Raw genomic sequence first — 16,764 nt, 5'->3', positions numbered from 1 at the left:
ATATGATGGCACATTTTTAACATATAAAGGAGGGAAGTGAAATGAACAACTGAGTAATAAAATTGGATATACCATATCCAAAAAACTCAAACCAAAACAAATGGAAGACAGGATTTTTTCAACATGTAAATAAAGGATGGATAAATATTCAAAACAAAAATAATACAGCCTATAAATAACCAGAAGAAAAATCCAAAATCAAAATTATTTAAATAGCTAAGATTAAATTATGAAAAAATTATTCAAAAAATTATTGCATTACCCCAGGGCACTCACAGCTCTTATATTAGTATTTACGACAATTCAAATTTCGGGTCAGAATATTGTTGTAAAAGGTAATGTTTCCGACGAAGATGGTGAATCACTCCCCGGAGTTAATATTGTTATAAAAGGTACAGTCACAGGTGTAATAACTGACATGGATGGTAATTACAATTTGACCGGCGCATCCCAATCTGATGTTTTGGTATTTTCCTTTATAGGGATGGAAACTCAGGAAATACTTGTCGGTTCCCAAACTGTAATTAACGTAACATTAAAATCAGGTATCAGCCTCGAGGAGGTGATTGCTGTGGGTTATGGTTCTGTGCGCAAAAGTGACCTGACAGGGTCGGTGGCCAGTATTCGTACCGAGGATATTGTTAAGTCAGGTGCCGCTACCTTGGAACAGGCACTGGCAGGGAGAATGGCCGGTGTTCAAATACAAAACTCGGACAATGCTCCAGGAGCAGGACTAGAAATCAGAATTAGAGGTAATAACTCCATAAACGCCAGTAGTGCACCACTATATGTAATTGATGGATTTCCCATTGAAGGAAGTAGCGATGAAGCTACCAATCTTTCTTCTACAGGAATGAGTCCTCTATCCGGAATTGATCCTAGTGACATTGAATCCATCGACGTATTAAAAGATGCTTCTGCCACTGCCATATATGGTGCCCGCGGTGCGAATGGTGTCGTGATTATTAAAACTAAGTCGGGAAAAAGCGGAAAACTAACAGTCGACTTTAGTGCAAGTGGTGGTGTACAACAAATGATACAAAAGTACGACATGATGGACAATATGGAGTATGCCCGTATGCGTCATAATCGTATTTACAAATACCCGGATACATACGGGAATGAAGTAGATGAGACTATTGACGCCAACGCCTATTTTAAAGACTGGGAGACATTTAAAGATTCTACCAATACACGATGGATAGATGAAGTAAGCCAGCCTGGCATCATTCAAAACTACAATCTTTCGACATCCGGAGGTAATGCAAAGACTAATTATCTGGCAAGTGTTAGTTACTACAACAACAAAGGTGTTGTTAAGCATACTGAATTTGAAAGAATTACCACCAACTTCAAAATCTTTAGCGATGTAAACTCATTCCTTAAGTTGGGTATTAACTCCCGCATGTCCTATTCGGTTAATGATGGTACAGTATCTATTAATTCAACAGGTTCGGCCAATTATGCCGGAGTATTGCAACAAGCCTTAAGAGCTAGTCCTTTATTGGATGTCAACGCCACTGCTAAAGATCTGGTAAATAATGATGATGATATCATTTACAACCCCAACACAAACCCATTGGTTTTATTAGAGGAAGTAGATATGTTACGCAAGGAAATCACCAATTATTCTAACGCCTTTGCAGAATTCAACTTACTTCCGGGATTAAAATTCAAAGCACTTGGAGGATTATCCCTCTCATACAGCAAGAATGCCAGATACTTCCCATCATATACTTCCTGGGGAGATAAAGCGAATGGATCGGCTGGAATTCAGAATCAACTAAGCACTCGTTGGTTATCAGAAAATACGCTATCCTATTTTAAAAAGTTGGGTAAACACAGGATCAACGCCTTAGCAGGTACTTCTTATCAATCTACTATCATAGAACAGCTCAATGTTGAGAATAGTAACTTCCCAATAGAAACGTTAGGCATAGACAATATTGGTGTGGGTGAAGCCTATGGTGCTCCGAACTCTTCCAAATCTTCATTTGCACTGGGTTCTTATTTCGGTAGAATCAATTATAATTATGCAGATCGCTATCTGATTACTGCAACCATGCGTACTGATGGATCCTCGAAATTTGCGGACGGAAAAAAATGGGGTAATTTCCCTTCCTTAGCTTTTGCATGGCGAGCTTCTGAAGAAAGCTTCATTAAGAACCTGGGTATTTTCGACAACCTGAAAATACGTGCAGGATGGGGATTAACAGGTAATCCAAACATTCCTCCATACATGTCAATGGCAGGATACAATCTAATAAAGTATCCTTCAGCCTCGAACTTAGCTACGGGAATTTACCCGACCAGAACAGGAAATCCTAATCTGACATGGGAAACCACAGAATCAACCAATGTTGGAATAGATATGGGATTCATCAACAATAAAATCAATGTAACTGTTGATGCCTATTTAAAAAGAACAACAGACCTGCTTCTTGATACTGACATTGGCCCTTCAACCGGATATGCTAAATTCCTTTACAATTCAGGACAGGTTAATAACAAAGGTCTTGAAATAGCCATCAATACAGTAAATTTTGATCGGAAGTTTAAATGGTTCACCGACTTCAATATCGCCTTTAACCGTAATGAAATAGTTGACCTTGGTAGTTTAGCCACCAGTGACTGGATGTATGTTCCAGGTACCAAAAACTATGACACCGCTATTCTGAAAGAAGGAGAAGAAATTGGTTTATGGTATGGCTATAAAAATAATGGCATCTGGCAGCAAGATGAGTTTGAATGGGATGGATCTCAATATATCCTGAAGCCCATTGGAACAGATGAGAACGGTAACAACATTTATCCTGCCGTCCCATCAACCGCCATTGAACCGGGAATGCGCAAATATATGGACTTAAGTGGACCTGATGGTAAGCCTGATGGTGAAATCAATTCCTATGACATGACCATTATCGGACGTTCACAACCCAAGCATTTTGGCGGTATAAACAACCGTTTTGAATACAAAGGTTTTGATATGTCCATCTTCATGGAATGGAGCTATGGAAGAGAAGTGTTTAATGCGAATAACCTGTTCCTGATCGATGCTTTCCAGAATTATAACCACCTGGATGCTGACTACTGGTCACCGATCATTTACGAACTGGATGAAAACGGACTGGAAACAAGTACCGTTGTAGATCCGGGTAATCCGGATGGTATCTATCCTGAATTTGGAAAAAGCAGCTATGGAAACGACACCCATGATGCTTTTATTGAAGACGCCTCCTACTTACGCATCAAAAGTATCAATTTTGGATATAACTTCAACAAACAACAGCTAAAGAAATTAAACATAGAAGGCCTTCGCATCTATTGTAACCTATTGAACATGCATACATTCACCAACTACTCAGGTTACGATCCTAATGCGAATTCCAATACATTAAAAGGCTTACGTCCCGGATACGACTTTAGCTCATATCCTTTGGCCAGAACTATTATGCTAGGTTTAAATATTAAGTTATAAAAGATAAAATGATAGAAATGAAGCAATTAACAAAATATATACCCATCATTTTTATGGCCATAACACTTGTGAGCTGTTATGACCTGGAAGAGAAACCCTATTCTTTTTTGACTGATGATAATTTATTCCAGTCGGAGGATGATTATAATGCGGCCGTTTTGGGAGCATACGAGGGACTTATTAAGAGTGATGAAGGTGAGTTTGGATTATGGAAAGTAGTTTATCCGGTTTACGGCTGGGGAATCTCGGGAACCGACATTTTCAACTATATTCCAAATAATAAATTTTCAAAATTTGGTAATTATAATCTTACCTCCCTCACAGATCAGATAAGCAATGTATGGACCGATTCGTACAAAGTGATCAACAGAGCCAATAACATTATCTGGAATGCTGGAAAAGAGGGTGCTTTGGATACACAATTAACCAACAAATACGTCGCTGAAGCCCGTTTTATCAGAGCCTTTTTATATTTTGATATGGTACAGTTTTATGGAAGTATACCCATACGAACTAAACCTACACAGGATATTTTTACAGATCACCCCCAAACAAAAGCTAATGAAGAAGATGTGTATCAGTTAATCATCAGCGATCTTGAATTTGCCGAGACACATCTTGATGAGGCCAGCGATTTTGGTAGAGCTAACAAATGGGTGGCTAAAGGACTGTTATCAAAAGTATTGCTCACTTATGGAGGATACCCTGTAAAGAACTATAGCGATAATACCATTTTTGAGAAGGCGGCAGCCAAAGCCCTGGAAGTCATTGAAAATTCAGGTTATAGTTTGAATCCTACCACAGAGGGTAGTCCGGACGCATTCTTTGAATATGGAAAGATGTTTCTTGAATCAGGCGAAAACAGCAATGAAATACTCTTTGATATACAATTTTTAGGTCCTGAGCAAGGAGGTGCCTGGGGTTATAAATCCATAAATGGTGGTCAGCGTTGGGACGGAAACTATTATTACCAATGGGGAGGGACAGCAGTAGGCTCACAATTTGCCATGAGTTTCCACGATTCAGATATCAGATTTCAGTGGTCTATTGGTCCTTATGCTTTAAACAACAATGGGCGCATTACAAAACCGCTTAACAACTGGACTCCCGCTAAATTTAGACCAGAAAGAATAGAAGAAGGATGGGGAAATTCGATTAATGCACCAATACTGCGGATGGCAGATGTATATCTTCTCTTTGCAGAGGCCTATAATGAAGCCTACGGTAGCCCAACAGGTGGATCTTTAACCATGAATGCTTACGATGCCATGAATGCAGTTCGTAAAAGAGCGCAGGTGCCGTTAATGGACGATGCATACCTTATGGCAGACAATCCAGATGGTGCTGAACTATTGTATGGCATGAGTTTCAATGGATTTGATAAAACAGATGCCAACTATACCGGCCGCCATGCATATTACAGCGGATCAGCCAAAGAACGTTTCCGTGAAGCGATTTTAATGGAAAGAGGATGGGAATTATGTTTTGAGCGTCATCGTTGGTTCGACCTTAAAAGAACCAACACATTGCTTAATTACTGTAGAAATTCCGAATATTTAAACAACGGTAAATTAAATGCCTCGACCGACCCGGTGGATAAATCAACTTTTGCACCCAATCAGGTACCAACGGCAAAAATTACATGGAAAGCATGGCATTCAACTAACATACAGGATCACAACATTTATTTGCCATTACCAGAAAAAGAATTACTACTGAATCCCGCACTAACACTAGAGGATCAGAATGAGGGTTATTAAACCTTTAAAAGCAAAAATTTTATAGTCTTTATTATTTGGAAGCAGTGTTTTACGCACTGCTTCCTTCGTTTTACAAGGTTAATATCCATATTAAATCACATCTCTGGCATAATTAAAGCTTGAACTCCGTCAGAGTTCTTTATTCGCTTTCTTCCATTTAAAGAAAATGTTATACCTTTTGATACAAATGAACAAGTATTTAACTTGGACATACACTATCATTGCAATTCAGAAATCTATTTTTTAGATTTCAAACGGTAATTGACAAAATTAACAAGAAACGTGTTCTTCTTGATTTATAAGAATGAAGGGGTTGTTTGTTAGCAATAAGTCAAAAGCTCAATTTTTAAAAACACAATTTTATGAATACTTATCGATTGTTAATGATACTCCCTTTTTTCCTTTATTCTTTATTATCAGGCATCACGCTTATAGCACAAGATAATAGCTATTATATATCCGAAAATGGTAACGATGCTAACACGGGAAGTTCTACTAGCCCGTTTAAAACGATTGCATACGCTCTAACAAAACTTAATGATAATGATGAGCTGATACTTAAAGCCGGAACATACCGGGAGGTAATCATTGCCAACTCATTTAATAAGCAGATACGTATAGCTGGTGAACCAGGACAGGATGTTTTTATCAACGTAACCCAAACATTGCCTGCTAATTGGGAATTATGGAAAGAGGGGATCTGGAAAATGCAGATAGATTTTGACATATGGCAATTATTTAATGCTGATGAATTGGTACACGTAGCCCGATGGCCCAATGCCACTTTCCAAGACACATCGATATGGCGAATGACCGAGGCAATGCGATACACTGATGGTGGTTACGATAGTAAAAATGGGGGGTTTACAGGCAAATGCTCAAATGGCATTATTTATGATGCGGATTTCCCTGATGGGTATTCTGGTACTTTTAACGAAGGGGATAGTGACTACGCCTCTGGCAACACGGAATCACTGATTGAGTCGAACACCGATTTTACCGGTGCAATTGCTGTTCTAAACGTGGGGCATTGGTTAACCTGGGCTAGGAAAATATCAAGTCATAATGCGGGTGATGACCACTTTAGCTACGCAGATTCTATTCCAGAGACCAAGTTGCAAAAGCATTTTGCCTATTACATACTAGGGCTACCTGCATTAGATAGCGAAAACGAATGGTGGTTTGATGCTTCTACCCAAACGGTATATTACTATCCTCCAGTGGGAGCTAATCCTAATGAGCTAAATTTACAAGCCAGAACAACTGATTTTGCGTTAGAATTAAACTTCTCCCAGAATATCACCTTTGAAAACCTACACTTCTTTGGCGGTGGTTTTAATATTCGTAATTCTGAGAACATCACCCTTAAAAACTGCAATTTCTATTATCCCTCTACCAATAAGTTTGTGCTTGAAGAGTTTGATTGGTTCTCACAGAACAACAACGTTGTAAACAAAATGTCTTCTATAAACAAAGGACAAGACAATAAAATAATCAACTGTGAGTTCGCCTACAGCAATGCCCCTCTTTATTTTGGTGGAAATAATATTTTGGTGGAAAATTGTAACTTCCACAATATCGAATGGGACATGAATTCCGGCGGTGCATCTGGATCAGTAATGATTGGTGAAGGGGGCGTTTTTAGACATAACACCATTTGCTTAAGTGGTAACTCCGAAGGACTCCGACTAACAGCAACCAATGCCATAGCGGAGTACAATCATCTTTCTGATATGGGTAACCTGCAGCACGATGGCTCTGGTATAAATGTGGGCACCAAAAATCATTATGGAACACGGGTGAGTCATAATTGGGTACACGACTGTAATCGACAAGGCATCCGTTTTGATTACCATGGCACCAATTTACTCCGTGAAGATGGTGAGGTTTATGGTGATGGGGTTTATATGAACAACGTAACTTGGAATACCCAGCCCAATCAGGTAAAAGGCGATCGCCATTTGATCCTCAACAATACCATTGTTAACTGCAATACTTTTCCCATCCCTGAAGAGGAAAGGATGAATATTTCGATACAGGGATACCAGGCCATGCATGGGATAGAAGGTAACGAGAGTAGCCTTACACGAAATAACATAGCTAACATGACGCATCGTAGCTGGAATCTTGATGGTGGCAGTGTGTCGGCCTATCAAATACCAGGTGTTGTCGATCATAACAACAAAGAGCCTGGGGCGGCCTATAAATACCTGAATAATCCTGAGATTTATGACTTCAGGCCTAAGAAAGGCAGCCCTTTGGTGGATGCTGGCGAAGTGGTGCAAGCAGAAGAGATTAATAGCCCAGTGGCTAATTTCTCATCCATCAGCTTTGTGGGAGGTGCGCCTGATATAGGAGCCTACGAATATGGAAATTTACATTACTGGATTCCGGGACGAAAAGATGCATTAGCAACTCACCCGATACCATTTGACGGAGCTACATCCAAGGGTGATACCCTTGATTTAATGTGGAGAGAAGGATATGCTGCCAAATCTCATCGCGTATATTTTGGTAGTTCAGCTGGAGCGGTGGAATCAGCAAATGAGTCATCTAATGAATGTTTGGGCGAATTCACTAATAATATTGTTTCGCCAGGCAAGCTTGAGGCCAATCAAACTTATTATTGGCGCGTGGATGCTCTTACTGAAGCAGGTGTGAAAAAAGGAGAGGTGTGGAGCTTTATTGCAGGCGTGGATACCAATCATTCTACCACTGCTATTTTTTCACCATCCAGGTTCTCCAAATTAAAAGTTGCTCCTAATCCGGTTGAAAATGAGATAACTGTTTTTTTTAATGAAAATCAGGATACAGATATTAAATTGTTTAATATGATGGGTGCCTTGGTGGCTTCAATTAAGCCTACCCATCAACATATGGTTACCATAGATTTAGCTCATTTGCCTCAAGGTATTTATATCGTGAGCTATAAAGAATTCTCAGCTCAGATTGTTAAGAAATAGAGAACTATAAAAGTACTACTATTGCGAATAGTTATTGATAAATAGTCACAGGGTTAACGAGCTTAGAGGCTATTTTTTTGCCTCATAGTTTATCTTTCGATTTACTGCTTTCCTCAGATTAGTGATAACAAATAGCTTTTAAAAGCTTTGTTAAAAAGAATTGTAGTATTTGTGATAATCGTTATAGAAATCAAAAAGCATAGCAACTAGTTTTATACAAAAGCTCTTAAAAAAGAGAATTCGTTTTATGAATGAATCTAATATTTACTAAGAAATGACTTATGGAAAATATGTACCTGTATTGTGGCTAGTTGTCTTAATGATTATTTCAGCATGCAACTCTAATTGTCAAAAAGAAGATGAGGAAAATGGCCTTGAAAAACTAAGTGCTTCAATGAAACGTTATAAAACGCAGTGGGAAGATAAGGAACCTCGCGAAAATGAGTTTTATACCTGTTTCAAATACAAAGCGCTTAAAGGCTTGGAATATGAGGAAGGTATTAGTCGTCGTGACCCGAGTTCTGTAATCAAAGTAGATGATAAATATTATGTGTATTATACACGTAGTCCTAAAACAGAGGCACCCGTGGGTTACAAAAGAGCTACGGATAAGTTGCCGGCCAATACCTGGGATTTATGTGATATTTTCTATGCCACTTCAACTGACGGAAAAACCTGGGAAGAGCAAGGGGTCGCAGCCTCGCGCGGACCGGAAGGTGAATTTGATGACAGAAGTGTGTTTACACCGGATATCATGGTTTATAAAGGGAAATACTACTTATACTACCAGGCAGTAAAAACACCTTATAAACAACGTACACGTAATGTGATTGGTATGTCCTGGGCCGACTCGCCTGAAGGACCATGGCACCGTCATCCGTCATCGGTGCTTGAGCCTGGTGAGATGGGTGAATGGGAAGGTGAAGAAGATGACCGTCGTAAGATTAAGTCATACGGTGCCTTTGATAGTCATAAAGTGCATGACCCGAACTTAATTGTACGTGATGGTAAAATATGGATGTACTACAAAGCGCATCCGATGGGCGTGCAGAGTAAGCTTAAGAAACCGTATCCTGATTTCTCAATGGGCGTAGCCATGGCTGAAACGCCAGAAGGACCTTTCGAGAAGCATTCCCTGAACCCAATTTCAGCGAGTGGACATGAAGCCTTAGTATGGCCATACAAAGAGGGTGTAGCAACAATTATTATAGCCAATGGGCCTGAGAAAAATACGGTTCAATGGGCCCGTGATGGTGTTAATTTTGAAGTGAAGGCTCATGTGGTATTGCCACCCGATGCAGCTGGTTTATTCTGTCCCGATAAATATGATAATACCAAAAATGGCAAAGGATTTACCTGGGGGCTATGTCATATTGCTCAGCGTCCGGATCGCCCTTGGGCTTACCTAATTGGTTTTGAGTGTGACTTAAGTAGTGAGGTAGAAAAGTCACAATTTAAAAAAGAAAACATTCGTTTTGATGAATATTCACGAGTGAATTCAAACAGGGCATTTGTCTGGAAAAAATAAGAAATATAATACAAGGCAGTTATCATGCATAAGATAGTATTAGGATTATTGGTGGTTTTTGCTCTGATGGCATGTAATATACCACAGAAGAGTCAAGATAATAAGGTTGATGTGGAAGCATCACAGTCAACTGATAAAATGGAATGGTGGCGTAACGACCGTTTCGGTATGTTTATCCACTTTGGCCTGTATTCACAGTGCGAGGGTTATTGGAAAGATGAGTCGATTGGGGGTATTGGCGAATGGATTTTCAAACATGCTAAAATTCCGGTAGACGAATATAAAGAACTGGCTAATACATTTACATGTGAAAACATGGATGTGGATGCCTGGGCAAAGCTGGCCAAGGAGAGTGGAATGAAGTATGTGGTGATAACCACAAAGCATCACGATGGTTTTGCACTCTTCCATTCTAAGGTAAATGATTTTAATGTGGTGGATGCCACACCTTATAGTAAAGATATAATTGCTGAGTTTGTAGAGGCTTGCCGCAAATACGATCTTAAAATAGGCTTTTACTATTCGCAGTATCAGGATTGGAGTTATCAGGGTGCTGGTGGTAATAATTGGGATAAACCCTATGCCTGGTCAAAAGAAGGCTTTAAAAATTACATGGATGAAAAGGCTTTACCTCAGGTGCGTGAATTGTTAACTAACTACGGCAAAATCGACATGATTTGGTTCGATACACCGGGTAAAATGAAGAAAGAAGAAAGTGAAGCTTTCTTGAACCTGGCCAAAGACGTACAGCCTAAGATTATTGTGAGTGGCCGTGTGGGTAATGATGTGGGCGATTATGTGCAAATGGAAGACAATGATTTACCAAAGCGTCGTCCTGATTTTGACTGGGAAGCTCCAGTTACCATGAACCATACCTGGGCTTATAAACGTGATGATCATCACTGGAAGAGTGCTGGCTATATGCTTTGGCAGTTAACTTATTCGGCTGCTATGGGAGGAAATTACCTCTTAAATATTGGTCCAAAGGGTGATGGTTCTGTTCCACAAGAAAGTGTAAATCGCCTGAAGGTAATCGGTGATTGGATGAAGGTGAACAGCGAAGTGATTTACGAAGCTGATCCAAGCCCGTTTGTTAACGCCTTTAACTGGGGTGGTATTACCCATAAAGGAAACAAATTATACCTGAATATTACCGATTGGCCAAAGAGGCAATTGTCTATTTTCGGACTTCAAAATAAAGTGAACAAAGCATACTTCTTAGCCAGTGGCGATGCTGTTGAAACATCTCGTGAAGGTGAATATCTTGTTTTAGCCTTACCTGATGAAGCTCCCGATAGGAATGCAACGGTTGTCGTGTTAGAAATAGAGGGTGAGCCAATCGTTAATCAGGCATTGGTTCAAAAACTGGATGGGCAAATCATCCTTGAAAGTGAATTGGCTGAGAATACAACAGGCCGTATGACACACTTTGGTTCAGTTAAAAAATGGATGAAGCCAAAAGGAAAACTAGCGTGGGATTTTGAAGTCACTCAAGCGGGTAAATTCAAAGTGGAAGTGATCACAACCGGATTCAAACGTATGGCATGGCCAGAAAAACCCGCTTTGTGGGATGGTGGTCATAAGGTTAAGATTGTGGTTGACGAACAGGAAATCAAAGGTGAGGTTGATAAAGACCGAACAGAAAAAGCACCACATGATTTGTATAACGACTTTAAGGTGGCCGAAATGGGGACAGTTACAATCAAAGAAGCTGGTAGGCACCATTTAGAATTGGTTGCTGAGACGATAGTGAATTCCAATAAAGCAGGCTTAGCGGTGCGTATGGTTCGATTGGTGCCCTCGAAGTAATTTACAAGATATACCATAAAGTATGAAGCATCTTATTGTTTCAGGATTTATTGTATTATGTTCAGATAGAATTGCTTTAAAATCAGCTTTGCACATTCTTTTATTGTTAAAGTAATCAATCTAAATAAAATGAGTTAATGAAGTGTGAAATCTGTTGTATATTTTATTGATAGATTTTACTTAATTGCATATTTAAAACAAAAAATAATTTACTAGCCATGAGGTTCTTTTTTCTCCTATTAGCATTTTTATTAATTTACAGTCAATTTTTATCGGCGCAAAACACCAAGCCCAATGTTATTTTAATAATTACCGATGACCAAGGCTATGGTGATATTGCCGCACTTGGCAATAAAATAATTAAAACACCCAATATGGATAAACTTTATCACGAAGGTATCCGATTTACGAACTTTCACTGCGGTACCACCTGTGCGCCCAGTCGTTCGGGGTTGATGAGTGGAGCCGATGGTAATAGAGCTGGGGTGTGGCATACTATCGGAGGGTGTAATATCCTGCGTGAAAAATTTGTGACCATGCCCGATGTGTTTAAAGCTAACGGCTATGCCACAGCTATGTATGGCAAATGGCATTTAGGTGATGCTTACCCTTATTTACCCGAAGATCGTGGTTTTGACGAAACGGTGTATCATGGTGCCGGAGGGGTAGGGCAAACACCCGATTTCTGGGAAAACGATTATTTTGACGATACCTATTTCAGAAATGGAGTGCCCGAAAAGTTTGAAGGCTATTGTAGCGATGTGTTTTTCCGAGAAGCCATTGATTTTATCGAGCGAAAAAAAGAGGAGCCATTTTTTGTCTACATATCAACCAATGCGCCACATAGTCCATTCAATGTGGAGAAAAAGTACTACGATATTTATAAGGATGAAACATCTATTACCGAAAAACAAAAGACCTTTTACGGTATGATTACCAATATTGACGATAACATGGCCATTCTGGATAAGAAGCTGGAAGAATTGGGCTTGAAGGATAATACCATTCTTATTTTCACAACGGATAATGGTACTGCTACAGGAGTTGATAAAAAAGATGGTGTTGAATATGGCTTTAATGCCGGCATGAGGGGAAAAAAGGGATCGCAATACGATGGTGGTCACCGTGTGCCTTTGCTTGTTCGTTGGAAGGACGGTAAACTTGTTGGCGGACATGATGTGAACCAACTGGCCATGAACTACGATATGATGCCTACCCTGATGAACCTGTGTAAGCTCACAAAAGTTCCGGGACCGTCATTGGATGGCATCAGCTTGGCGCCGCTAATGACCAAAGAAGTAAAGGAATGGCCGCATCGCTATTGTGTGGTGGATAACAATCGCAGGCAACAACCGCAGAAATGGCAAAAGAGTGCTGTCATGGATGACGAATGGCGTTTGATCAACGGGAAAGAGCTTTACAACATTCGTAAAGATATTGGTCAGGAAAATAATATAGCCGCTCAGCACCCCGAAAAGGTGAAAGAGATGCGCGAAGCCTACGAGCAATGGTGGGATTATACCTCACGCGATTTCGGTCATTATGAAGCCTATAAAATTGGTGTGCCACATATTGATGAACACATCATTACTGTGCACGATCTACATACATTTACACAAGTACCCTGGTTTCAGTCGCATGTGCGCAATCCCAAACGAGGTAAGCAACATGCTTTGGCACAAGGCTATTGGATGATAGATGTTCAGCAGGCTGGTGAGTATGAAATAACCTTAAGCCGCTGGCCACGCGAATCGGGAATGGGCTTTAGTGACACCACACCTAAACTGGGTGAAGAATCGAATTACTACGATGCCATGCCGGAAGGTATTGTGCTGGATATTGAAAAAGCCACATTGAGCATTGAAGGGCTTTACCTGGAACAAAAGGTTGATATGAGTCAGAAAGACATCACTTTTAAAGCACATTTGGCCGAAGGACGTAAGCAAATGCAAGCTTACTTTACAGAGAAGGAAGGCCTTGATTTTGCTGCTTTCTACCTGTATATACGTAAGTTGTAACTTCTATTTAGAAATAGGCAAAAAGCAGAAGTGGATAGATTATCCTTTCTGCTTTTTTTATTTTCAAGTAAAATATTCGAACAAGCTAATAACCTGTTACATTCTCACAAGCAATAAAATTAAGTGGAGGGGATTATATATATCATTTGGGATATTTGTGATAGTGGAGTTGATAAACAGATAGTAGTTTCACATGCATTGAAATAGCAATAACAGTTCTATGAAAATCAGCTTTATAGGCATGGGTGTGAAACAAGTATTTTGTATTGGAATCCTCTTTTTATCAAATATAATTTCTTCGTTTGCACAAGTAACACTGATCAAAATGTATAAACTAAAAATAATACTGTTAGCATCATTCTTATGCATCGTTAGCATAATGCCAAAGCCCGGGGTATGATGAAAAAATCAAATATTAAAAAATAGTATAATTATACTAAAATGAAGAAATGCAGATTAATATGGCTGTTGCTGGTAGTTTCTAGCTCTGTATTTAATTAAAAAGTTTATAAAAAAATGAAATCAATAAAACGCGATATGTATCATCGAATAATATTTACCTCATTTATGCTTTGCATGTTGTTCGTCAGCAATATTAGAGCACAAGAAGAATCAAAGACATACTATATAAGTGAAACCGGTAATGATGTCGGTATTGGAAGTTCATCCAACCCCTTTCAAACCATTAAACATGCCTTATCGGTTATGAAAGATAATGATGAGCTCGTATTAAAGAATGGAACCTACAATGAAGTCATTGCAGCAAAGAAATACACAAAAAAAATCAGAATAAGTGCTGAAAATGAGGGTGAAGTCACAATCGATCTTTCTAAGAAACTACCATCAAAATGGATTGAGTGGAAAGATGGTATATGGAAAGTTCAGATTGATTTCGATGTTTGGCAATTATTTCATGAGGATACATTGGTGCAAGTGGCTCGCTGGCCCAATGCAGGCTTTGAGGATAACTCAATCTGGAGAATGACACAAAGTATGAGAACTGCCGATGGGGGCTATAATTTTAAGAAGAACGCGTTTTATGGCAAATGCAGCAGTGGAGTTATTTACGATGCTCCATTTACAGCCAGTAACAGCAAAGAGTTTAGTGAAGGCGATGGCCAGTACCACAACATTAAAAACACCCCGTCTTTAGCTGAATCAAATATTGACTTTACCGGTGCTATTGCCGTTTTAAATATTGGACATTGGTTAACCTGGACTCGACCTATTAAATCACATTCTGCCGGCAGCGATCATTTCACCTATGAAAATCCTGTTGAAGACAAGTACCTGCAAACGTATTTTGCCTGGTATATATTAGGCCTTCAGGCCTTGGATATCGAAAACGAATGGTGGTTTGATAAAGAGAACAAAACAGTTTATTATAAACCGCCGGCAGGTAGTAACCCCAATAAAATGAACTTAAGGGTGCGCTCTTCTGATTTTGCTTTAGAGCTGACAAATTCTAAAAACATCACCTTAAAAGGGATAGAGTTTTTTGGAGCAGGGTATAATGTTCGGTTTTGCGAGAATATTACGATTGAAAATTGCATTTTCAAATACCCTTCAACAAATAAGTTTATGCTGGGACATTTAGAATGGTTCACACCATTTAATACTAAACCAAACAAAATGTCTTCGTTTATTAAAGGTGCAAACAATCGTTTTATAAATTGTGAGGTAGCCTATAGCAATGCTCCAATCTATTTCGAAGGCGAAGGTATGCTGGTTGAAAACTGCTATTTTCATGATATTGAATGGGACATGAACTCCAATGGATCTTCCGGATCGGTATATGGTGGACAAGGCATTATATTCAGGCAGAATACCATTTGCAGAGCGGGCAACTCAGAAGGTCTGAGGCTTACAAAATCGCATGGTGTAGCAGAGTATAACCATTTGTATGATTTGAGCAACTTACAGCACGATGGTTCCGGTATTAATGTGGGAACAAAAAGCCATTACGGTAGCCGCGTAAGTCATAACTGGGTGCACGACTGCAACCGTCAGGGTATTCGCTTCGATTATCATGGTTTTGAATTGCTGCGTGAAGATGGCGAAGTACATGGCGATGGGGTGATTATGAATAACGTAACCTGGAATACGCAGATCAATCAGATTAAAGGAGACCGCCATTTGGTGTTAAACAATACCATCGTTAATTCAAAGCGCTACCCGAAGCCAGAAGAGGAAAGGGTAAACACCACCTTACATGGTTATAAATGTATGCACGGCATTGATGGTAACGAAAGTACGCTTACTCGTAATAACATTGCCAACCTTGCCCACCGTAGCTGGTATCTGGATGGAAAGAAAGGTGTACCTGCTTTTCAGATACCCGGACAGGCAGATCATAATGTAAAAGAAGCGGCTGCGGCTCATAAATACCTGAATAACGTTTATAAATTCGATTTCAGGCCAAAGAAAAACAGCCCCTTGGTAGATGCAGGTGCAACTGTGCGTTCAGAGGAAATTAAAAGTCCTGTGGCTAATTATGCAGGCCTCCACTTTGTTGGACAAGCACCTGATATTGGCGCTTACGAATATGGCGATGCCTATTATTGGATACCTGGAAGAAAAGAAAAGCAGGCTTCTTTCCCAATCCCTATGCATGGCGATACCATTAATACCAAGCAAGCTGATTTGATGTTTAGAAATGCCTATAAAGCCAGTGGAGCAATGATCTATATTGCTGACAATAAAATACAGCTAGAAAAGATAAAACCTGGTAGCAAAAAGGCTCTGGTTACTACTTTATCGGGAAAAGACAATGTTGTTAACCTATTTGATCATGTTAACCTTAAACCCAATACAAGCTATTATTGGCGGGTTGATGCCATCACGCCTGAGGGAATTACTAAGGGGAAGATATGGAAGTTTACAACATCAAAGCAAATTAATTAGAACAGATGAGGCTGTCTCAAAAGTCAAAAAAGAATCTTTGAAACTTATAATTTGTAACTAACTTCAATATTTGTTACCCCTAATTGACTTCGTCGATCTTCGATTCTCCTAAAGTGGAGGTTTGGAGAGGTAGAAATAAGGTTAAGTTTTAATCTATAAGTTGTCTGGATTTTAAATTCACTTTTGAGACAGCCTCCTTTTTTTTTAACAAGTCAACCAAGCCTTTCTTTAACCTGAATAATTCATGAACCAAATTTAAGAAGAAATGGACTCAATATTTAATTTAAGGAGTCATCTTCAACTG

At 39.4% G+C, this 16,764-nt stretch carries 7 protein-coding genes; all 7 read left to right on the top strand.

All coding sequences use genetic code 11. The annotated features are described in order from the left end of the window. Positions 1–229 precede the first annotated feature (229 nt). The 7 genes from JIV24_RS09140 to JIV24_RS09110 all read left to right on the top strand — a co-directional run bounded on the left by JIV24_RS09140 (position 230) and on the right by JIV24_RS09110 (position 16,460). Entirely contained in the window at positions 230–3,478 is a 3,249-nt protein-coding gene (locus JIV24_RS09140) for a SusC/RagA family TonB-linked outer membrane protein (protein WP_200464729.1), read from the top strand. Positions 3,479–3,495: 17 nt separating this feature from the next. Further along, on the top strand, positions 3,496–5,238 hold the full coding sequence (locus JIV24_RS09135; protein ID WP_200464728.1) for a RagB/SusD family nutrient uptake outer membrane protein: 1,743 nt from the start codon (positions 3,496–3,498) through the stop codon (positions 5,236–5,238). 362 nt (positions 5,239–5,600) lie between these two features. Beyond that, on the top strand, positions 5,601–8,201 hold the full coding sequence (locus JIV24_RS09130) for a T9SS type A sorting domain-containing protein (protein ID WP_200464727.1): 2,601 nt from the start codon (positions 5,601–5,603) through the stop codon (positions 8,199–8,201). A gap of 274 nt (positions 8,202–8,475) precedes the next feature. Continuing rightward, entirely contained in the window at positions 8,476–9,729 is a 1,254-nt protein-coding gene (locus JIV24_RS09125; RefSeq protein ID WP_200464726.1) for a glycoside hydrolase family 117 protein, read from the top strand. Positions 9,730–9,753: 24 nt separating this feature from the next. Then, positions 9,754–11,538 carry an alpha-L-fucosidase gene (locus JIV24_RS09120; RefSeq protein ID WP_200464725.1) on the top strand — a complete coding sequence of 595 codons (1,785 nt, stop codon included), beginning with the start codon at positions 9,754–9,756 and terminating at the stop codon, positions 11,536–11,538. 218 nt (positions 11,539–11,756) lie between these two features. After that, on the top strand, positions 11,757–13,556 hold the full coding sequence (locus tag JIV24_RS09115; protein ID WP_200464724.1) for an arylsulfatase: 1,800 nt from the start codon (positions 11,757–11,759) through the stop codon (positions 13,554–13,556). 516 nt (positions 13,557–14,072) lie between these two features. Next, positions 14,073–16,460, top strand: coding sequence for a right-handed parallel beta-helix repeat-containing protein (locus tag JIV24_RS09110; RefSeq protein WP_200464723.1), 2,388 nt, complete (start codon positions 14,073–14,075; stop codon positions 16,458–16,460). The last annotated feature ends 304 nt before the right edge of the window (positions 16,461–16,764 follow it).

Source organism: Carboxylicivirga marina, from assembly GCF_016612505.1.
Taxonomy (GTDB): domain Bacteria; phylum Bacteroidota; class Bacteroidia; order Bacteroidales; family Marinilabiliaceae; genus Carboxylicivirga; species Carboxylicivirga marina.
The sequence above is the reverse complement of the archived record's forward strand: the minus strand, read 5'-3'. Positions and strand labels throughout refer to the sequence as shown.